Source organism: Marivita sp. (genome assembly GCF_048006345.1).
Classification (GTDB): domain Bacteria; phylum Pseudomonadota; class Alphaproteobacteria; order Rhodobacterales; family Rhodobacteraceae; genus Marivita.
In genome coordinates, this window is sequence record NZ_CP180351.1 from 282035 (window position 1) to 301427 (window position 19393).

Genomic DNA, 19393 nt, shown 5'->3' on the forward strand with positions numbered 1-19393 from the left:
CCTACCCAAGTGCTGCCCTTGGCACAAATGACATCGGCGTAAGTTTTCCGAAAACCGACGCAGGTTGCCCATCGGCGCATGGGTTGGGGCGGTCAGGCTGTGATTTAGGTCGTTTTCAGGCTCGTGGCGATGTCGCGCCTGTGCGAGTTTGCCGCCAGACGCGAACAAAGGACGATCCCGATGGCATTGGACGAACGCAAAGGTGTGTGGAAATCCGGAAGCGGCAAAGGCCGCAAGACGCCCAAGGGCCGTCAATATACCGATGAGGCGCTGGCTGAGGTAAAGACGCTTTTGGCCGACCGTCCGCGCCGCCGGGATTTGCTGATCGAATTCCTGCACCTGATACAGGACGCCCATGGCCATCTGAGCGCCGCCAATCTGCGTGCGCTGGCCGAAGAGATGCGCCTGAGCATGGCCGAAATCTACGAGGTCGCCACCTTCTACGCCCACTTCGACGTGGTGAAGGAGGGCGAGACCCCGCCGCCTGCGCTGACCATCCGCGTCTGCGACTCGCTCTCCTGCGAACTGGCGGGCGCACAGGCCCTTCAGCAGGCACTGGAAGACGGGCTTGACCCTTCGGAGGTCCGTGTCCTCCGCGCCCCCTGCATGGGCCGCTGCGACACCGCCCCGGTGCTGGAGTTGGGACACAACCATATCGACCACGCGACCCCGGAAAAGGTGAAAGCCGCCATCGCGGCGGGCGACACCCACACCCATATCCCCGACTATCAGGATCTCAACGCATATCTCAAAACCGGCGGCTATTCCGCGCTTATGGACCTGCGAGCCAACGGCAATTGGGAAGACGTGCAGGAACAGGTGCTTGCCTCGGGACTGCGCGGTCTCGGCGGCGCAGGTTTCCCGTCGGGCAAAAAATGGGGCTTCGTGCGGGCCAATCCCGGCCCACGCTATCTGGCCGTGAACGGAGACGAGGGCGAGCCGGGCACCTTCAAGGACCGGTTCTACCTCGAACGCGTGCCGCATCTCTTCCTCGAAGGCATGCTGATCGCCGCCTGGGCGGTCGAGGCCAAGACCTGCTTCATCTACATGCGCGACGAATACCCCGCCGTGCTCGAAATCCTGCGCCGCGAGATCGCAGCCTTGGAGGCCACCGGCATGGTCGCCCCCGGCTATATCGACCTGCGGCGCGGGGCCGGGGCTTATATCTGCGGCGAAGAATCCGCGATGATCGAATCCATCGAAGGCAAACGCGGCATGCCCCGCCACCGCCCGCCGTTTGTCGCGCAGGTTGGCATCTTCGATCGCCCCACCTTGGTGCACAACGTCGAAACCCTCTACTGGGTCGCGCGCGTCTGCCGCGAAGGGCCGGAATGCCTGAACACAACCGAAAAGAATGGTCGCAAGGGGCTGCGGTCCTATTCCGTGTCGGGTCGTGTCGCCAATCCGGGTGTCTACCTGCTGCCTGCAGGCAGCACGATCACTGACATCATTGACGCCGCAGGTGGCATGGCGGAGGGCCACAGCTTCAAGGCCTATCAACCCGGTGGCCCGTCCTCGGGTATCCTGCCTGCGTCGATGAATGACATCCCGCTCGACTTCGACACGCTGCAACCGCATGGCTCCTTCATCGGCTCCGCCGCAGTTGTGGTGCTATCCGACAAAGACAGCGCCCGCGATGCCGCCCTCAACATGCTGCGCTTCTTCGAGGACGAATCCTGTGGGCAATGTACCCCCTGCCGCGTGGGCTGCGAAAAGGCGGTCAAACTGATGCAGGCCGAGCATTGGAACCAGCCGCTGCTTGAGGAACTCTGCACTGCGATGGCCGATGCGTCGATCTGCGGGCTGGGGCAGGCGGCACCGAACCCCATCCGTCTGACGATGAAGCATTTCCCGGACGAGGTCTGAGCCTTCCATCTTGCCCGGATAAGGACTAGGTGAAGGGGAACGACGCAGACACGGACGGTCCCCATGTCCTTTTTCGGCAAGCTGAAATCCAAGCTCTTCAAATCTTCGTCCAAGCTGGACGAGGGGTTGGACGCCATCGTTTCCGACGGTGGTGAGGAAACCCCGACCCCCGAAGCGCCGCGGCCCAGCGACCCAACCCCGCCGTCCCCGCCTGTGCGGCAAACCCCTCCGCCTGACGTGCCCGCCGCCCCGACGCCGGAAGAGGTGCCAGAGCCCGACCTGCCAGAGCCAGAGCTGCCGGAACCGCCAACACCCCCAGAGGTCCCGCAGCCAGATCTGCCCGCACCCGAAACACCGCAGGAAATCCCGCAACCCGATTTGCCGCCGGATACATCGCCCGCACCCGGCCCTGACATGCCCGCGCCTGCGCCGACCCCGGTCAGCCCGCCGCCACCTCCTGTGGAAACCCCACAACCCAGCGATCCGATTCCGGCACCTCCCACCGAGGTGCAGCCGTCCGCACCGCTCGAAGTGCCAGTGAAACCCGTCGGCCTTGTCGAAGAGACCCCGGTCGCCGAGGCCCGCAAACCCGGCTTCCTCGGTCGCCTGCTGGGTCGCACCACAGCCCTGACTGAGATTCGGCGCGAACTTGACGACGACATGCTGGAACAGCTCGAAGAGCTGCTGATCCAGGCCGACATGGGCGTCGACACCTCGCTGCGCGTGACTGCCAACATTGCCGAAGGGCGCTACGGCAAGAAACTCAGCGTGCGCGAGATCAAGGAATTGCTCGCGGGCGAAGTGGCCCGCATCATGGAGCCGGTTGCCAAACCGATGCCGCTCTACCCGACCAAGCCGCAGGTGGTGCTTGTCGTCGGCGTCAACGGTTCAGGCAAGACCACAACCATCGGCAAACTCGCCAGCCAGTTCCGCGCTGCGGGCAAGAAAGTGGTGATCGCCGCAGGTGACACGTTCCGCGCCGCCGCCGTGGAACAACTTCAGGTCTGGGGCGACCGCGCGGGCGTGCCGGTGCTTACCGCTCCCGAAGGCTCGGACCCCGCCAGCCTCGCCTTTGACGCCATGACCAAAGCGCAGGCCGATGGCGCGGACCTCTTGATGATCGACACCGCAGGCCGCCTGCAGAACCGTCAGGACTTGATGGAGGAACTGGCCAAGATCGTTCGCGTGATCCGCAAGAAAGACCCCGACGCGCCGCACAACACGCTACTGGTGCTTGACGCTACGACCGGTCAGAACGCGCTGAGTCAGGTCGAGACCTTCCAGAAACTCGCTGATGTCACGGGCCTTGTCATGACCAAACTCGATGGTACCGCCAAGGGCGGGGTTCTTGTGGCACTTGCCGACAAGTTCGGCCTTCCAATCCACGCCATCGGCGTGGGCGAACAGATCGACGATCTGCAACCTTTCGATCCCGAGGAATTTGCCGCCGCCCTGACGGGGCTTGGCACCGAATGAGTCACTCTCCGGTTTCCAAATACTTCGGGGTGAGGCGCGCAGCGCCGAGGGGCAGAGCCCCTGAGACGGATTTTGCAAAATCCGTCCACCGCCCATGATCAGCGACTGGCTTGTTTCCATTGAAGGCACCGAGGCCGGGCAGCAGCTTGCCCTCTGGCTCGCCCTTCTGGCCGCCGTGCTGCATGCGGCCTTTGGCGCGCTGCAAAAGGGCAAACACGACCCGTGGTTGTCGCGCGGGGCGATCGACATCAGCTACGGGCTGATGGCAGCTCCCTTTGCGCTCTTCGTCGTCCCGTGGCCAGAACCCCATATGTGGCCGATCTTCGCGGGCGCGTTCATCATTCACCTGGGATACAAACTCCTGCAGGCACAGGCCTACACCAAAGGCGCATTCACCGTGGTCTACCCCGTGGTGCGCGGCACCGGTCCGCTCTTTGCGGTGATTGGCGCTTACCTGATCTTCGGAGAGGTTTTCACCGCCACGCAATGGCTCGGCCTTGCGGTGCTGCTTGCGGGCATCTTCGGACTTGCGGTCTACAACCTGATCTTTCTCGAAGCGGAGCGCGACACGCTGCCAGCGGCCCTGATGCTTGCCATCGCGACGGGTCTCTTCGTGGCGCTCTACACCACCTATGACGCCTACGGGATCCGCGCGACCGCAAACCCGTTTACCTTTCTTGCGTGGTTTTTCATGATCGACGGCATCGTCATGCCGATCATCGCCGCACTGCGCTATCGCAACATAACCCACAAACCCGCACTTGGGCCGCTGGCTGTCAGAGGTGTGATCGGCGGGCTGGTGGCTTTTTTCAGTTTCGGCTCCATCATGGTGGCCACACGCCTAGACCAGGTGGGCGAAGCGGCGGTGCTGCGCGAGACATCGACCGTCTTTGCCGCGATCATCGGTTGGGTGTTCCTGAAGGAAACCGTGGGTCCGCGAAGGATTGCGCTCATGGCCCTGATCGCGTTAGGGGCTGTCATCGTGGAATTCGGAGGCTGAGACTTGGCACAACGACACGTCCCGCAATGGGTGAAATCGGTATTGGAACTGGGCCCGGTGCTGGGTTTTCTTGTCGCCTATTTCTGGTTTCAGGACCGTATTTTCACAGTTGGCGGGCAAGAATACAGCGCCTTTATCGCTGTGACCGCCGTGTTTGTTCCGGTTTTCATCGCCTCCATGGCGGCAGTCTGGTGGCTGACCGGAACGATCGGGCGCATGCAGGTCTTCACGGCTGTGGTGCTGATTGTCATGGGCGGACTGACCGTGTGGTTCAATGACGACCGCTTCGTCAAGCTGAAGCCGACGCTGGTGTACGGAGCGTTCGGGGCCATCCTTGGTGTGGGGTTGCTCTTCGGCAGGTCTTGGTTGCGCTATGTGATGGAAGAACTGATGCCTCTTCAGGATGAAGGCTGGATGCAACTGACACGCCGCGTGACAGGGTTCTTTTTCGGGATGGCCATACTGAACGTTGCGATCTGGCAGTTCATGTCGGAACAGGCTTTCGTTCTTTGGGACACTGTCGGGCAGATGGTGGTGACCTTTGCCTTCTTCATTGCGCAGGCCGGTCTGATCCAGAAGTACAGCACCGCCGAGGAAGACTAACCCCGCCGGTCGATCTTGGTCGACAGGTGGATAAAACTTTCCGAGCTTTGAACGCCCTTCGCCTCGGCGATGTGATCCAGCGTCCGATCCAATTCCTGCGTTGTCTGGGCGCTGATCTCGACCACCAGGTCAACCCGCCCTGACACGGTGAACACCGCTTCCACATTGGGCAGGGCGTGCAGCCGGGACAAGACCGCAGGCCCGGTGCGCGGCGCAATCGACACCAGCGCCGTGGCCCGGATGGGCGCGGCCAGCGTATCGCCGCTGCGCAGAGTGAAGCCGGCAATCACGCCCTTTTCCAGCAACCGGTCAATGCGCGTCTGCACCGTGGTACGCGCCAAGCCCAGTTTGCGGGCCAGTTCTGCCACCGGCATCCGCGCGTCGCGGCGCAGGAGGGCGATCAGCTCTGCATCGGTTTCGTCGATTTGTATGCTCATTCCGTCAGTCTGAGTGCAAAAGAGTCTGTTTTGCAAGAACTGCCGAAACGAACCGACGTGGAACGCAAGCAGACTGAAGGAAACAGAACCATATGAGGCAGTCATGGTTGCAGGGGCAGAAGACAACAATCAGGCGCGGTTCGACAGGGCGCGTATCGCGACGCTGATCGCAGGCAGCCAGCCGGACGATCCGCTGGCAATCCTGCGGCCGGAGGTGCTGCGGCGCACGGCGCAAAGCTTTCTGCGCGGCTTTCCCGGTCAGGTCAGCTACGCGGTCAAGGCCAATCCGGTCCCCGACATCCTACGCATTCTGGTGCAAACCGGCGTCACGGTTTTCGATGTCGCCTCGGTGCCCGAAATGCGGGCCGTCCGCGCGATCTGTCCAACGGCGCGGCTGCACTACCACAACCCGGTCCGCTCCGCGTCCGAGATCGCGCAGGCCAAGGCGCTTGGCGTGGCCTCGTGGTCGGTGGACCGGATGTCGGAGCTGGACAAGCTGGGTGACCTTCCCAAAGGCACAGAAGTGGCTGTGCGCCTGTCGTTGAAACGCGGTGGGGCTGCCTATGATTTCGGCAGCAAGTTCGGCGCATCGCCCGACGTGGCAACAACCCTGCTGCGTGCCGTCGCGGCCCGAGGCATGGTCCCCACGTTGACGTTTCACCCAGGCACCCAATGTACCGACCCCGCCAGTTGGGCCGATTACATCGCCGCCTCCGCAGAGGTCGCGGAGCGGGCAGGGGTCCACTTGCCCGCCTTGAACGTGGGCGGAGGGTTTCCATCGCTTCCGCGCGGCGGCGCTGCTCTGCGTGAACGGCTTTTCAAAACAATCGAAGCTGCAAACAAAGCCCATTTCCCGAACCAGCCGCCCCTTCTCTGGTGCGAACCCGGTCGCGCGATGGTGGCCGAGGCGGTATGGCTGGTGCTGCGCGTTAAAGCTCGGGGTGACGGGGTGCTGACTCTGAACGACGGTCTCTACGGTGCCTTGGGCGAATGGCGCGATATGCCCGTGCCCAGCCGACAGATCGCCCTGACAGCACATTGTCAACCTGTGTTGGGCAAACCGCAGCCCTTCACCATCTTTGGCCCGACCTGTGACAGTCTGGACCGTGTGCCGGACCCGTGGATGCTGCCCTCACAAATCACGGATGGCGACTACATCCTGATCACCGGGGCGGGGGCCTATAGCACCGCGTTGGTCACACCGTTCAACGGCTACGGGACAACCGATTTGCGAAACCTCGATTCTATGCCCGAACCTGCTGGACAGTGCCGCCTCGCAGGCTAGTGTCCCTGCCGAAAGACTACGGTCACACGCGCGAGGGAAACATGGATAAATTTGGCAAGTCACAACCGGTCAAACGGGTAGAAGACGTGCGGTTTCTCACGGGAGCCGGACGCTATGTCGATGATATCGCACCCGAGGGCGCGCTAAGGGGCTACGTGTTCCGCTCCTCTGTCGCCCATGCCAGCATCGACACGCTGGATGTGACCGACGCGCGCGAGGCGCCGGGCGTGCATCTTGTTCTGACGGCAGCCGAACTGGCAGAGGCGGGCTACACCGAGGGTCTGTGGGGCGTCACGATGCCCAATCGCGACGGGTCGATGGGTGCGTCGCCGTTCCGTCCGGTTCTTGCCACCGATACCGTCCGCTATGTGGGCGAGGCGGTTGCCTTTATCGTCGCCGACAGTCTTGAAGCAGCCCGCGATGCGGCGGAACTGATCACCTTCGACTACACTGACAAACCTGTGCATCTGGGCCTCAACGCGGGTGGTGAATCTCCACCCCGAAGCGCCGGGCAATGTCGCCTTCGACTGGGGCATGGGGAACGAAGCTGCGACGGCAGAGGCGTTCAACGCCGCCCACCGAAAGGTCAGTCTTGATGTCGAGGACAACCGCATCATCGTCAACGCGATGGAACCGCGTGGCTGCTACGCCGAAATGGAAGGCGACCGCCTGCATTTCGCAGTCAACGCTCAGGGTGTGTGGGAGCACAAAAAACAGCTCGCTCGTGTTCTGAACATGGCCGAAGAGGACATTCGCGTCACAAATCCCGACACCGGCGGCGGTTTCGGCATGAAGGCGATGCCGCACCCCGAGAATTTCCTGACCGCCATCGCCTGCAAGATGTTGGGCCAACCGGTGCGCTGGATGTCCGAACGCACCGAGGCGATGTTGTCCGACAACGCGGGGCGCGACCTGCGCCATACGGCAGAACTGGCCTTTGACGAAAACAACCGCATCACCGCCTACCGGGTGCAGACCGTTGCCAATATGGGGGCCTACAACTCGCACTTTGCGCAGGCCATCCAGACCAGCCTGTTTTCGAAAGTGCTGATGGGGGTTTATGACGTGCAGACCTCGTGGCTGCAGGTCGAAGGTGTTTACACCAACACCACCCCTGTCGATGCATACCGCGGGGCTGGACGTCCCGAAGCGATCTACCTGCTGGAACGGGTCATGGACCGAGCCGCGCGGGAACTTGGCCTTGATCCTTGGGAACTGCGCCGCATCAACTTCATCAAACCGCACCAGTTCCCGTACAAGACCACAACGGGTGAGACCTACGACGTAGGCGATTTCGACCGAGTGCTCTCCCGCGCCGAAGGCTTTGCCGACCGCGCCGGGTTCGATGCACGCCGCACCGCCTCTGAGGCGCAGGGCAAGCTGCGGGGCATGGGCCTTTGCTATTACATCGAAAGCATCCTCGGTGCGCCGGTGGAGGACGTGAAGGTCACCTTCGACGACGATGGCGGTGCGTCGATCTATGTTGGCACCCAGTCGAACGGGCAGGGGCACGAGACCGTATTCACACAGTTCTTGTCTGATCAGACCGGAATCCCGGCAGAAAAAATCCGCTTTGTGCAGGGCGACAGCGACCTGATCGCGCGGGGCGGTGGCACGGGTGGGTCACGTTCCGTGACGATCCAGAACACAGCGACTTTGGCAGCGGTTGAAAAGATCATCACCGCCTTCACCGCTTTCCTTGCGGAACAGCAGGGCGTGGACGAAGCCGAGATCAGCTTTGATGACGAACAGTTCCGCGTCGGCACATCGAACGTCACGCCGACGATGCTCGAAGTTGCGCAGATGGCGCGCGACGCCGGGCGTACGGACCTTTTGACCTTTGACGCGACGATCACGCTCGACGCCCGCAGCTTCCCCAACGGCGCCCATGTGGCCGAGGTCGAGATCGACCCCGATACTGGCCATGTGACGGTTGACCGCTACACGGTGGTGGATGATTTCGGCAACCTCATCAACCCGATGCTGGCCGAAGGTCAGGTGCATGGTGGTGTGGCGCAGGGGCTGGGTCAGGCGCTGACCGAACGTGTGGTCTATGACGAGGATGGACAGCTCCTCACGGCAACGTTCATGGACTACGCGATGCCACGCGCCGATGATATCCCCATGATTGGGTTCACCACAGAAGCGACGCCGTCGGTTACCAACCCGATGGGCATGAAAGGCTGCGGCGAGGCGGGCACCGTCGGCGCATTGGCCGCTGTCGCCAATGCGGTGCAGGACGCGATGTGGCAGCGCGGCGTACGTCAGGCAGACATGCCGTTCACGCCGCAGCGGGTCTGGGGTATGTTGCAGGATGCGCGCGTCGCGGCTGAGTGACACTGTTCTAGGATGGTTCCGCCGGAGGTTTTCGGCAGACCAGTCACCCGTCACGGTCCGTCGCGGGCCGCGCACCCATGTGATCATCCTCGACGGAACATTGTCCTCGCTCGAACCGGGTTGCGAGACCAACGCGGGACGCCTGTTCCGTTTGCTGCACGAAGTTCGGGGCGATTTGTCGCTGTACTACGAATCCGGGCTGCAATGGTCTGATTGGCGCAGCGCCTCCGACATTGCTGTCGGGCGCGGCATCAACCGCCAGATCTGCCGAGCGTACGGGTTCCTCGCCTCGCGCTACATGCCGGGGGATCGGATTTTCCTGTTCGGCTATTCCCGTGGTGCCTACGCGGTGCGTTCGCTGGCCGGGGTGATTGACCGCGTCGGGCTGGTGCGTGCCGAACACGCCACCGAACGCAACATCCGGCAGGTCTATGCGCATTACCGCTTTGCCGCCGACAGCCCGGTCGCAGAGGATTTCGCACGGCTGTTCTGTCATCCGGAAACCGCGATTGCGGTGGTCGGTGTCTGGGACACGGTCAAGGCGCTGGGCATGCGTCTGCCGATCCTGTGGCGGTTCACCAACGACAAGCACGCGTTTCACAATGACCAACTGGGGCCGTCGATTCAGTGCGGTCTGCACGCTCTGGCCTATCACGAGCGGCGCATGGCCTATGAACCGGTGCTCTGGTCCTGCCCGCCCGGCTTTAAAGGCCATGTCGAACAGGTGTGGTTCAAAGGGGTGCATGGCGATGTCGGAGGCCAGCTGCGCGGCCACGAAGAGGCCCGTCCGCTGGCCAATATCCCTCTGGTCTGGATGCTGGACCGCGCCGAAACGGCGGGCCTGCCGCTTCCCGAAGGGTGGCGGATGCGGTTTCCGCAGAACGTGCACGCGCCGTCCTCGGGCAACTGGAAGGGCTGGGGAAAGCTGTTTCTCTACCGCCGACAGCGCCGCGTCGGAGAGGACCGGTCCGAGCGTGTCCACGAAACCCTGCACGTCACGCAGCCCAAGGTTGTGCCGGAACCTTTGGTGCCGTGAGTTCTGACGATTCTGTGACCAAATCCGGCTTTTCTTCCCTTTAAACCGCGAAGTTCGCGCCTATCTGAGAGTCAAGGAGCGCGGGAATGGAACACCCGCAGCACCTACACTGTCCCTCGTTCCAACACTTGCGCCCAAGGCTTCCTTGGGCGCTTTTTCTTTGCCGCACGACCGGGTAGAAATGGGGCATGACCTATTCAGATGATTTCCTGCGCACGATCCTGAAACGTACCAAGACGGTTGCGGTGGTTGGGGTGTCGCTCAACCCGGTGCGCCCGTCCTATTACGTCGCGCGCTATCTGGCGCTGAAGGGATTTACCGTGATCCCGGTGAACCCGGGCCATGCGGGTGAACGCCTGTTCGGTGCCGAAGTGAAGGCGTCGCTGGCGGATATCGAGGCCAAGGTCGATATGGTGGATATCTTCCGCCGCTCGGACGCCGTGCCGCCCATCGTCGACGAGGCGTTGGAGCAGTTTCCGGACTTGCAGACCGTGTGGATGCAGATCGGGGTCGAGAATGCGGAGGCTGCTGCCAAAGCCCAGGCGCAGGGGGTAGACGTGGTGATGAACCGTTGCCCCAAGATCGAATACCAGCGGCTTTTTGGAGAGCTGCGCATGGGTGGGTTCAACACCGGGATCATCTCGTCAAAGCTCTGAGGGTGGGCGGACGATGCGGCGACGCATCGTGCGTTTCCGTGGACGGAAACGCTTGGGGTCTTCCGTTGGTGCGCCATTGGTTCAAGCCCAATGGACGACGCCCCAAACCCCGAAGTATTTTGAAACCAGAGAAGATCAGGACCGGCTGGCTTTTTCCTGCAGGCCCGATTGCCCCTGACGGCGCGCCAGTTCCGCCATTACATCGGCCAGTGCCACATCGCAGGATTTCAGCATCACCAGCAGGTGGAACAGCACGTCTGCCGCTTCCGAGGTCAGGCGGTCGCGGTCGCCCTTGATCGCTTCGATGATGGCCTCGATGGATTCTTCACCGAACTTTTCGGCGCATTTTTCCGGGCCCTTTGCCAGCAGTTTGGCCGTCCAGCTTTCATCAGTGGAGGCACTCGCACGTGCGGCGACGATCTGTTCCAGCTCTTCCAGCGTCATGTCAGCCTCACGGGGATGCCGGCCGCGGCCATGTGGGCCTTGGCCTCGCCAATCGTGTATTCGCCGAAATGGAAGATCGACGCCGCCAGCACCGCGCTGGCGCCACCTTCGGTCACACCTTCAACAAGGTGATCCAGCGTACCGACGCCGCCGCTTGCGATCACCGGGACATCCACCGCATCGGAAATCGCCCGGGTGAGCGGCAGGTTGAACCCAGCCTTGGTCCCATCCCGGTCCATTGAGGTCAGAAGGATTTCCCCGGCCCCCTTGGCGACCACCGTCTTTGCGAACTCCACCGCATCGATGCCGGTGGGTTTGCGGCCGCCATGGGTGAAAATCTCCCACCTTCCCGGCTCGACCGTCTTTGCGTCGATGGCGACGACGATGCACTGGCTGCCGAACTGATCGGCTGCCTCGGCCACCACATCGGGGTTGGCAACAGCGGCGGAATTGAACGACACCTTGTCGGCCCCCGCCAGAAGCAGTGCCCGTACGTCCGCTACCGTGCGCACCCCGCCGCCCACGGTCAGTGGGATGAAGCATTGTTCCGCCGTGCGCGTCACCACGTCGAACATCGTGCCGCGGTTTTCATGGGTGGCATGGATGTCGAGAAAGCAGATCTCGTCTGCCCCCGCCGCGTCGTAGGCGCGGGCCGCGTCCACCGGATCACCGGCGTCGCGCAGATCGACGAAATTGACACCCTTGACCACGCGGCCATCGGCGACATCGAGACAGGGAATGATGCGGGTCTTTAACATGGGCCATCGCGTACCCCGAAGATCGCCGCTTGTGAAGCCTGCGCGTTGCGCATTATGCGTGGGGGCCATCGAAAAGAAGGAGGTTGCCCATGTCCGACACGTTCGCCCGATATCCCAGCCTGAAAGGCAAAACCGTGTTTGTCACCGGCGGCGCCTCCGGCATCGGGGCCGAGATCGTCAAAGCCTTTGCGGCGCAAGGCGCGAAGGTGGGTTTTGTCGATCTCGACGCCGCTGGCGCCGAGGCGCTGGTTGATGCGACCGAGGGTACAGTGGCGTGGGAACAGGCTGATCTGCGCGATATTGCGGCGCTGCAGGAGGCGTTTGCCAAGCTGAAGGCGAGGCTTGGTCCTGCGCAGGTGTTGGTGAACAACGCAGCCCGCGACGACCGTCACAACTGGCGCGAGGTGACACCCGAGTATTGGGATGAACGTCAGGCGACCAACCTGCGGCACATGTTCTTCGCCATTCAGGCGGTGGCACCCGACATGATCGACGCAGGGGGTGGGTCGATCATCAACATGAGTTCCAACAGCTGGTGGGAAGCGGTCGGCAACATGCCCGCCTATGTCACGGCCAAGGGCGCGGTGCATGGTCTGACGCGCACCATGGCGCGGGATCTGGGAGGGCACCGTATCCGGGTGAACACCGTGGTGCCCGGCTGGATTATGACCGAGCGGCAAAAAGAGCTTTGGGCGACGCCCGAGGCGTTGGAGAAGCACCGGCAGAACCAGTGCCTGCCCGACCTGATCGAGCCTGTCTACGTGGCGCGCATGGTGCTGTATCTTGCTTCGGATGACGCGGCCATGTGCACGGCCAACAATTTCATGGTTGAAGCCGGGTCGATCTGAGCGGACCTGCGCCACTCACGCCAACGTGCATATCAAGTGAACGGGAACTGCCTGACCCTTTGATCACGCAAACAGGGGGATGGATATGAAGCACGTGATTCTTGCAGCTGGCCTTGCGGTCGCGGGCACGATGGCTGCGGCCGGTGACAACGGGTTGATGCGCAAAGACAGCGCTTTGGGCGTGACCGAAACCGTGGATGCGATGGTGACCGCGATGGAAGGGGCGGGCCTGACCATCTTCGCCCGGATCGATCACGGGGCAGGGGCAGCATCCATCGGCGAAGACATCGGCGCGTCGCAAGTGCTGATTTTCGGCAATCCGAAGGTGGGCACCCCGGCCATCAAGGACGACCCGGTTTCCGGTTTGTACTTGCCGCTCAAGGTGTTGGTCTATGAAGACGCCATGGGTGCTACCAAGATCGTCTACGAAGAGCCTGCAGAGATGCTGGGCAAGCTGGGCGGTGTGCCCAAGGATGCCGCCTATCTCAACACCATGGCGGGGGCCTTGGCGAAGTTCACCGATATGGCGGCAAATTAACTGCGAAGAGCTGCCAGCGCCGCTTTCAGGTCAATTGCGCCATCATAAAGCGCGCGGCCTGAAATTGCGCCATTGAGGTCTGCGCCGCAATCGCGCAGGGCGATAAGGTCATCCAGCGACGACACACCGCCCGAGGCGATGACAGGGATCGACACGGCGCGCGCCAGATCGGCGGTGGCTTCCACGTTCGGCCCCTGCATCGCACCGTCACGGTTGATGTCTGTGTAGATGATTGCCGCAACACCTGCGTCCTCGAAGGAGCGGGCCAGATCGGTCACCATCACGTCGGTTTCCTCGGCCCAGCCCTTGGTGGCCACGCGCCCGTTGCGCGCGTCGATGCCGACGGCGACATGGCCCGGAAAGGCGCGTGCCGCCTCGCGCACGAGATCGGGGTTTTCAACCGCGACGGTGCCAAGGATCACGCGTTGCAAACCCTTGTCGAGCCAGCGTTCGATGGTCGCCATGTCACGGATACCGCCGCCCAGCTGCGCAGGCACTTTGCAGCGTTCCAGAATCGCTTCAACCGCTGCCGCGTTGACCGGCTCACCTGCGAATGCGCCGTTCAGGTCGACCAGATGCAGCCACTCGCAGCCCGCCTCGACAAACTCCATCGCCTGCGCGGCGGGATCGTCGTTGAAGACGGTGGATTTTTCCATGTCGCCGCGCAGCAGGCGGACGGCCTGACCGTCTTTGAGGTCGATGGCGGGATAGAGGATCATGGCGCGGTCTCCGGTCAAATGTCCCCTGCGCTTTGGCATGACGGAACGGCACATGCAACGCGACCCAGCGTCAATCTTGATTGGATTTGCAAGCTCGGTTCAGAGTTTTTGCACCACTCTGAGGGAGGAGACAGAGATGAGACTGATGACACTCGCCGCAAGCCTCGTGCTGGCCGCAAGCGCCGCCTTTGCCGATCCGGTGGAAGGCACATGGAAGACCCAGCCGGGTGATGACGGCAATTACGGGCTGGTCAACATCAGCACCTGCGGCGCCGAGATTTGCGGTGTGCTTGGGCAGGGTTATGATTCCGCTGGCAAGAAGATCGCGTCGCCCAATATCGGCAAGCAGATGATCTGGGGCATGAAGCCCGAAGGCAATGGCGCCTACAAGGGCGGCAAGATCTGGGCACCGGACCGCGACAAGACCTACAACTCCAAGATGACACTGAGCGGCAACCAGTTGAAGGTTGAAGGCTGCGTTTTGGGTATCTGCCGTGGTCAGACCTGGACGCGCGTGAAGTGATCCATGTGTCGCGGGGGCTGTGCCCCCGCGACCTGCCGGGGGGCGTTGCCCCCCAGACCCCCCAAAGTATTTGTAAACCGAAGAAGAGAGGTGCGCTGTGTCTAGCCCGGGCGGATGAGAGGCGCGCAGCGCGTCACGCGAGGAGCATCCATGTCGCCACGCCCACCAATATTGCTGCAAAACTCCGGTTCAGCCAGACCGCACTCTGATCTTCACGGAACGCGCGGGCGAGTTTGTCTCCGATAAGCGTCCATGTCGAAAAAGCCACAAGGTTGTTGAGCGTGAACACGGTCGTGATCAACAGAACGGCCGTCAGGACTTGCGGTTCGGTTGGGGACAGGAACTGCGAGAACATCAGGGCAATGATGACATAGGCCTTGGGGTTGAGAAGCAGCAGCATCACCCCATCGGTGAAGGACGCCGGGCGCGCTGTTTGCGCGGATGTCGATGTTCTGGCGCGCCAGAGTTTGAGCGCCAGCCACAGGACATAGGCAGCACCCGCCGTCTTGAGCACGGGAAACAGCATCGGCCATGTCTCGAAAACGCCGAGGAGGCCAAACCCGAGGCCCAATGTCACGATCCACGTGGCAAGATGATAGCCGATGCTGGCGGGCAGCGTCGCCCGGAACCCGAACAGTGCGCCATTGGCGGCAAAAAGCATGTTGCCGGGGCCGGGGCTGTAGGCCAGTGGGAAGAGGAAGATCAAAAGGGCGAGGATTGTTTCGGTCATTAGGATGTCCTGTGGTCAGGACATCACTCTTGGCCGTGATCCCGCGTGAGGCGACCCGGTTCCTGCGCGTTCAGGGCGCCCAACGCAGGAAATTGGCGATCATCCGCAGGCCGGTGGCGGCGCTTTTTTCCGGGTGGAACTGGAAGCCCACCATATTGTCGCGCGCCACCACGGCGGTGACATCGCCGCCATAATCCACATGGGCGACGCGCTGGGCCGGCGTGTCGACGCGCATTTGGTAGGAATGCACGAAATACGCGTGCTCGCCTGTCGCGACCCCGTCCAGCACCGGGTGGGCCGTGTCGATCACCAGATCGTTCCAACCCATGTGCGGGACTTTCATGCCTGTGTCCGAGGGGGCGATCCGTTCGACAACACCGTCGATCCAGCCCAGACCTTCGGTCGGGGTGTATTCCAGCCCCTCGCGCGCCATCAGCTGCATGCCGACGCAAATGCCAAGAAAAGGCCGCGCCTTGACCTCGACCGCCTCGATCATCGCGGCAAAGGCACCAGACGCGCGCAGGGCTGCGGCACAGGCCGGAAATGCGCCATCGCCGGGCAGGACCAAACGGTCTGCCCCCGCGATGACATCAGGGTCAGAGGTGACCACGACATCGCCCGCGCCCACTTCCAACGCCATCCGCTGAAACGCCTTTTCGGCGGAATGAAGATTGCCGCTTTCGTAGTCGATGATCGCTGTCAGCACTTACAAAGCACCTTTGGTCGAAGGGATCGCATCCGCCTTGCGCGGGTCGACATCCAATGCATCGCGCAGGCTGCGGGCCACCGCTTTGAACGCGGCTTCGGCGATGTGGTGGCTGTTCACACCGTGCAGCATGTCCACATGCAGGGTGATGCCGCCATGGGTGCTGAGCGCCTGAAAGAATTCGCGCACCAACTCTGTGTCGAAGGTGCCGATCTTGGCGGTCGGCAGGTCCACGTTCCACACGAGGAAGGGCCGCGCCGACAGGTCAAGTGCTGCCCGCACCAAAGCGTCGTCCATCGGCAGAAGGCAGGCGCCGTACCGCACGATGCCGCGCTTGTCGCCCATGGCTTGTGTCAGGGCTTGGCCCAAAGCGATGCCCACATCCTCGACCGTGTGGTGGTCGTCGATATGCAGGTCGCCGTCGCAGCGGACCTTCATGTCGATCAGGGAATGGCGCGCAAGCTGGTCCAGCATGTGGTCGAAGAACCCGACCCCGGTCTGGTTGTCGTACTGCCCGGTGCCGTCAAGGTCCACCTCAACGGTGATCTTGGTCTCGGCCGTATTGCGGGTCACTGTGGCGCTGCGCATATCGCCTCTCCTTGGCAAGTGTCGCGGCCTTATAGGCGGGCCTGCAGCATGCGCCAAGGCCTTGTTGCAGATGCGCTTTCATCCGTGCATCTCTGTCACGTCACAGAAGGAATGCCGACCATGACACAGCCCCAGCTGCGCCCTGCCACCGCCGCCGATGCCGACGCGCTGGGGATCGTGATGTTCCGCGCCATCCATGACGGGCCTAGTCCTTACACACAGGCACAGCGCATCGCATGGCTGGCCCAGCCCTACGGAGGTCCTGACTGGTCTGCGCGGCTGGCGACGCAGCATGTGGTGCTGGCGGAACCAGATGCGATCACGGGCTTCATGACGATGACGCCCGAGGGATATATCGACCTTGCGTATATCTTGCCGGTGGCGCGGGGGCAGGGGCTGTTTTCAGCGCTTCTATCCTGGATTACGGACGAAGCCCGCAAGACTGGCCTCACCCGGCTCAGCACCCATGCCAGCCTGATGGCACAGCCCGCCTTTGCGCGGCACGGCTTTGTGATCGACCACCACGAAACGGTCACACGCAACGGCGAGACGCTCGCCCGCGCGGCGATGTCGATACCGGTGTAAGGGAATGTCGATGGAGCGGGCGAGGCGATTCGAACGCCCGACCCTAACCTTGGCAAGGTTATGCTCTACCCCTGAGCTACGCCCGCGCTGCCATCGATCAGACCGGATTGGAGCGGGCGAGGCGATTCGAACGCCCGACCCTAACCTTGGCAAGGTTATGCTCTACCCCTGAGCTACGCCCGCGCTGCCAATCTGGTAGGGGCGGATTTAGTGCGTGTCTGGACAGGGTGCAAGTGGAAAATTTACCGCTTTGCTTGACTGTTGGCGGAAAGTCCAAAACTATCGACCTGACTTGAAAACAAAAGTGCATAACCAGTTCCCTTTGGTGATGGATTTGTGGGGCTAGAGCCGTTCTGCGCAGCAGAGGCGGCGCGTGGGATCCACTGGAATTGTGAGCGCAATTCAATGTTTCAAAGCCATTCGGTACGTGTCAGGCCCTCGCGCAAAGCCCTCTGGTACCGTAGTTTTCTGACAATCTCGGTCATCGCCGCAGCCAGTTTATCGGAAACAGCACACGCGCAGGAGCGCGATCCGATGCTGTTTCATGATGCCAATGGGTTCAAGGTCCGGGGGCACCTGCAATTCGGTCTGAACGCGGTGGCCGAGCGCAATCTCTTTTGGGACCTCGCGGCGACAACTGCGCCGGGAAGCGGGTTTGATGCCGACACGAACTGGCTCGAAGGGTACATCAAACCGGGCCTCAGCTTCGAGTACCAACTGGATGCGGGCGCCGTGCTTTACGGCAAGCTGTCGGCGGTCGCGTCCTACACTTGGGGCACAGACGCGTTCGACACGGGCGATACCGGCGAAACGACACTTGAAGAGGCCTATCTTGCCATTCGTGGGGATCTTTCCAACGGCCTCTGATACGACCTGTCTTTTGGCCCGCGCGAACTGACCCTTGGAACGGGCATGTTGATTGCAAACGGTGCGACCAGCGGGTTCGAACGCGGGGCGTTGAAATTCGGGCCACGCAAGGCGTGGGAACGGGCCGCCATCGCGCGGCTGTCCTATGGAAATGTCACTGGGACGGCATTTTTTCTTGATCCCAATGAATTGCCCTCGACCGACGGTCACAACGAACTGGCGGGTGGCGATCTGCGCTATGACGCGCCTGCCGGCGGTTATCTTGGTGCGACCTATGTCAAGGTGCTCAATTCCGACTCGCCCTATCCTCAGGCTGCCTTGGGCGGCAACGGACCGCCAAGCGTAACGCCCGGTGCGCGGGAGGATACGCAAACTCTGGGTCTTTATGGCAAGACCAACCCGTTTGAAGGCGAATTGGCCAATTGGTCCTTCACAGGTGATCTGGCGTATCAGTGGAATGACCGCATCGATCTTGAGGCCTGGGCCGGTCGTGTAACCGCAGGTTACACCTTCGCAAACCTGCCGTGGACGCCGAATGTGACCGTGGGCTACCAAAGCTTTTCCGGCGACGATCCCGACACGACGAAACTCGAACGGTTCGATCCTCTCTATTACCAGGGCAGCCCAAGCGCTTGGGCCACAGGATCGAAATCCGCTTCGACCTTCATCAACTCCAACGTCAACGCGCCGACGCTGGCGGTTCGGGTACAGCCGACGCGGCAGGACACCCTGACGCTGCGCTACGCGCATATCCGCGCGAACGAGCTGAACAGCCCCGTGCAATTCGGTCAGGCCACCCGCGTTGATGTGAACGGCAACGTTGTGGCTGGCGTCACCGACAGCCATCTCGCTGATGATCTGTTCCTCGAATACAGCCGCATCATCAATCGCAATACGTTCCTGACGGCCGGTATCTCGGTCTCGTTCCCCGGGGCAGGGATCGACAACGTCATTGGCGGGAACGCAGACCCTTGGACAGGAGGCTTCGTTAATGTCGTCGTCAATTTCTAATCTCGCCGCGCTGGCGGCAGGGATTGCCATCACGCTCGGAACCGCGACTGGCGCGCTCGCCCAATCTGCCCCGTTGTCGGCGCAGGAGTCCGACCCGAATGTCATGGGCTGGATGCTGGGGTTCCCACCGCCCCCTGACAAATTGATCACGCAACCTGATTCCAACTTCTTCAGCTTCCCAAAGCTGCGCTGGTCGGTCTGCCACCTGCGGGAGTTTCTGCCGACCGAGGAAATCAGCCGTGGCACAGGGGCACCTGTCCCTCTGACCTATCCGTCGCCCGCCGAATTCGCCGATCTGGCCCGCGAGATCGACGCGTTGACCTTCATGCCGATCGACGGCGACACGCCGATGACGTGGTAACAGTCGCTTTACGCCAATT

21 protein-coding genes, 2 tRNA genes and 1 pseudogene are annotated in these 19393 nt (G+C 62.2%); 15 read left to right on the forward strand and 9 right to left on the reverse strand.

Annotated features, from left to right (window positions below):
- The first annotated feature begins 180 nt into the window (after positions 1 to 180).
- From ACMVPR_RS01495 to ACMVPR_RS01510, 4 genes are all read left to right on the forward strand, one after another.
- Complete coding sequence (locus tag ACMVPR_RS01495; RefSeq protein ID WP_416881407.1) at positions 181 to 1866, forward strand: NAD(P)H-dependent oxidoreductase subunit E; 1686 nt, start codon at positions 181 to 183, stop codon at positions 1864 to 1866.
- Between the two features lie 63 nt (positions 1867 to 1929).
- Positions 1930 to 3342, forward strand: coding sequence for a signal recognition particle-docking protein FtsY (ftsY, locus tag ACMVPR_RS01500; RefSeq protein ID WP_416881408.1), 1413 nt, complete (start codon positions 1930 to 1932; stop codon positions 3340 to 3342).
- A gap of 97 nt (positions 3343 to 3439) precedes the next feature.
- Positions 3440 to 4342, forward strand: a complete 903-nt coding sequence (locus ACMVPR_RS01505; protein WP_416884597.1) for an EamA family transporter — start codon at positions 3440 to 3442, stop codon at positions 4340 to 4342.
- 3 nt (positions 4343 to 4345) lie between these two features.
- On the forward strand, positions 4346 to 4945 hold the full coding sequence (locus ACMVPR_RS01510; protein ID WP_416881409.1) for an inner membrane-spanning protein YciB: 600 nt from the start codon (positions 4346 to 4348) through the stop codon (positions 4943 to 4945).
- Here the strand turns inward: ACMVPR_RS01510 and ACMVPR_RS01515 are convergent.
- Positions 4942 to 5376 carry an Lrp/AsnC family transcriptional regulator gene (locus tag ACMVPR_RS01515; RefSeq protein ID WP_416884598.1) on the reverse strand — a complete coding sequence of 145 codons (435 nt, stop codon included), beginning with the start codon at positions 5374 to 5376 and terminating at the stop codon, positions 4942 to 4944. The genes ACMVPR_RS01510 and ACMVPR_RS01515 overlap by 4 nt on opposite strands.
- 109 nt (positions 5377 to 5485) lie before the next feature.
- On the opposite strand from ACMVPR_RS01515, the gene ACMVPR_RS01520 reads away from it, so the two are divergent.
- From ACMVPR_RS01520 to ACMVPR_RS01535, 4 genes and pseudogenes are all read left to right on the forward strand, one after another.
- Positions 5486 to 6667: a type III PLP-dependent enzyme gene (locus ACMVPR_RS01520; RefSeq protein WP_416881410.1), complete on the forward strand. Its 1182-nt coding sequence runs from the start codon at positions 5486 to 5488 to the stop codon at positions 6665 to 6667.
- Between the two features lie 41 nt (positions 6668 to 6708).
- Positions 6709 to 9004: pseudogene (locus tag ACMVPR_RS01525) on the forward strand (xanthine dehydrogenase family protein molybdopterin-binding subunit).
- Positions 8982 to 10040: a DUF2235 domain-containing protein gene (locus tag ACMVPR_RS01530; RefSeq protein WP_416881411.1), complete on the forward strand. Its 1059-nt coding sequence runs from the start codon at positions 8982 to 8984 to the stop codon at positions 10038 to 10040. The pseudogene ACMVPR_RS01525 and the gene ACMVPR_RS01530 overlap by 23 nt, the downstream one beginning before the upstream one ends.
- 188 nt (positions 10041 to 10228) lie before the next feature.
- Entirely contained in the window at positions 10229 to 10696 is a 468-nt protein-coding gene (locus ACMVPR_RS01535) for a CoA-binding protein (RefSeq protein WP_416881412.1), read from the forward strand.
- A 135-nt stretch (positions 10697 to 10831) separates the two neighbouring features.
- On the opposite strand, the gene ACMVPR_RS01540 is transcribed toward ACMVPR_RS01535, so the two are convergent.
- Positions 10832 to 11140: a phosphoribosyl-ATP diphosphatase gene (locus tag ACMVPR_RS01540; RefSeq protein WP_416881413.1), complete on the reverse strand. Its 309-nt coding sequence runs from the start codon at positions 11138 to 11140 to the stop codon at positions 10832 to 10834.
- The gene (gene hisF, locus ACMVPR_RS01545; protein WP_072776508.1) at positions 11137 to 11898 is read right to left on the reverse strand and encodes an imidazole glycerol phosphate synthase subunit HisF; all 762 of its coding nucleotides are present in this window, start codon (positions 11896 to 11898) and stop codon (positions 11137 to 11139) included. Before hisF ends, ACMVPR_RS01540 begins: the two co-directional genes overlap by 4 nt.
- 89 nt (positions 11899 to 11987) lie before the next feature.
- Between hisF and ACMVPR_RS01550 the strand changes: the two genes are divergently transcribed.
- Both ACMVPR_RS01550 and ACMVPR_RS01555 read left to right on the forward strand, forming a co-directional pair.
- Positions 11988 to 12746, forward strand: coding sequence for an SDR family NAD(P)-dependent oxidoreductase (locus ACMVPR_RS01550; RefSeq protein WP_416881414.1), 759 nt, complete (start codon positions 11988 to 11990; stop codon positions 12744 to 12746).
- A gap of 85 nt (positions 12747 to 12831) precedes the next feature.
- Complete coding sequence (locus tag ACMVPR_RS01555) at positions 12832 to 13284, forward strand: DUF302 domain-containing protein (RefSeq protein ID WP_416881415.1); 453 nt, start codon at positions 12832 to 12834, stop codon at positions 13282 to 13284.
- Here the strand turns inward: ACMVPR_RS01555 and hisA are convergent.
- Complete coding sequence (hisA, locus tag ACMVPR_RS01560; protein ID WP_416881416.1) at positions 13281 to 14003, reverse strand: 1-(5-phosphoribosyl)-5-[(5-phosphoribosylamino)methylideneamino]imidazole-4-carboxamide isomerase; 723 nt, start codon at positions 14001 to 14003, stop codon at positions 13281 to 13283. The genes ACMVPR_RS01555 and hisA overlap by 4 nt on opposite strands.
- A gap of 136 nt (positions 14004 to 14139) precedes the next feature.
- Here hisA and ACMVPR_RS01565 point away from each other — a divergent pair, with 136 nt between their 5' ends.
- Positions 14140 to 14526 carry a DUF2147 domain-containing protein gene (locus ACMVPR_RS01565; protein WP_416881417.1) on the forward strand — a complete coding sequence of 129 codons (387 nt, stop codon included), beginning with the start codon at positions 14140 to 14142 and terminating at the stop codon, positions 14524 to 14526.
- Between the two features lie 133 nt (positions 14527 to 14659).
- Here ACMVPR_RS01565 and ACMVPR_RS01570 read toward each other — a convergent pair whose 3' ends face one another.
- The 3 genes from ACMVPR_RS01570 to hisB form a co-directional block, all read right to left on the reverse strand.
- Positions 14660 to 15256: a LysE family translocator gene (locus ACMVPR_RS01570; protein ID WP_416881418.1), complete on the reverse strand. Its 597-nt coding sequence runs from the start codon at positions 15254 to 15256 to the stop codon at positions 14660 to 14662.
- Between the two features lie 70 nt (positions 15257 to 15326).
- Positions 15327 to 15962: an imidazole glycerol phosphate synthase subunit HisH gene (gene hisH, locus ACMVPR_RS01575; protein ID WP_416881419.1), complete on the reverse strand. Its 636-nt coding sequence runs from the start codon at positions 15960 to 15962 to the stop codon at positions 15327 to 15329.
- Positions 15963 to 16550 (reverse strand): imidazoleglycerol-phosphate dehydratase HisB, encoded by a 588-nt coding sequence (gene hisB / locus ACMVPR_RS01580; RefSeq protein ID WP_416881420.1) that lies wholly within the window; start codon positions 16548 to 16550, stop codon positions 15963 to 15965.
- 120 nt (positions 16551 to 16670) lie between these two features.
- On the opposite strand from hisB, the gene ACMVPR_RS01585 reads away from it, so the two are divergent.
- Entirely contained in the window at positions 16671 to 17135 is a 465-nt protein-coding gene (locus ACMVPR_RS01585; protein WP_416881421.1) for a GNAT family N-acetyltransferase, read from the forward strand.
- Between the two features lie 11 nt (positions 17136 to 17146).
- On the opposite strand, the gene ACMVPR_RS01590 is transcribed toward ACMVPR_RS01585, so the two are convergent.
- A tRNA-Gly gene (locus ACMVPR_RS01590) sits at positions 17147 to 17221 on the reverse strand.
- Positions 17222 to 17243: 22 nt separating this feature from the next.
- Positions 17244 to 17318 (reverse strand) — tRNA-Gly (locus ACMVPR_RS01595).
- A gap of 351 nt (positions 17319 to 17669) precedes the next feature.
- Between ACMVPR_RS01595 and ACMVPR_RS01600 the strand changes: the two genes are divergently transcribed.
- Genes ACMVPR_RS01600 through ACMVPR_RS01610 form a run of 3 tightly spaced genes read left to right on the forward strand, consistent with a single transcriptional unit; the run spans position 17670 to position 19374 of the window.
- Positions 17670 to 18002, forward strand: coding sequence for a hypothetical protein (locus tag ACMVPR_RS01600; protein ID WP_416881422.1), 333 nt, complete (start codon positions 17670 to 17672; stop codon positions 18000 to 18002).
- Between the two features lie 45 nt (positions 18003 to 18047).
- On the forward strand, positions 18048 to 19013 hold the full coding sequence (locus tag ACMVPR_RS01605; RefSeq protein ID WP_416881423.1) for an alginate export family protein: 966 nt from the start codon (positions 18048 to 18050) through the stop codon (positions 19011 to 19013).
- Entirely contained in the window at positions 18994 to 19374 is a 381-nt protein-coding gene (locus ACMVPR_RS01610; protein WP_416881424.1) for a hypothetical protein, read from the forward strand. The genes ACMVPR_RS01605 and ACMVPR_RS01610 overlap by 20 nt, the downstream gene beginning before the upstream one ends.
- Positions 19375 to 19393: the final 19 nt, after the last annotated feature.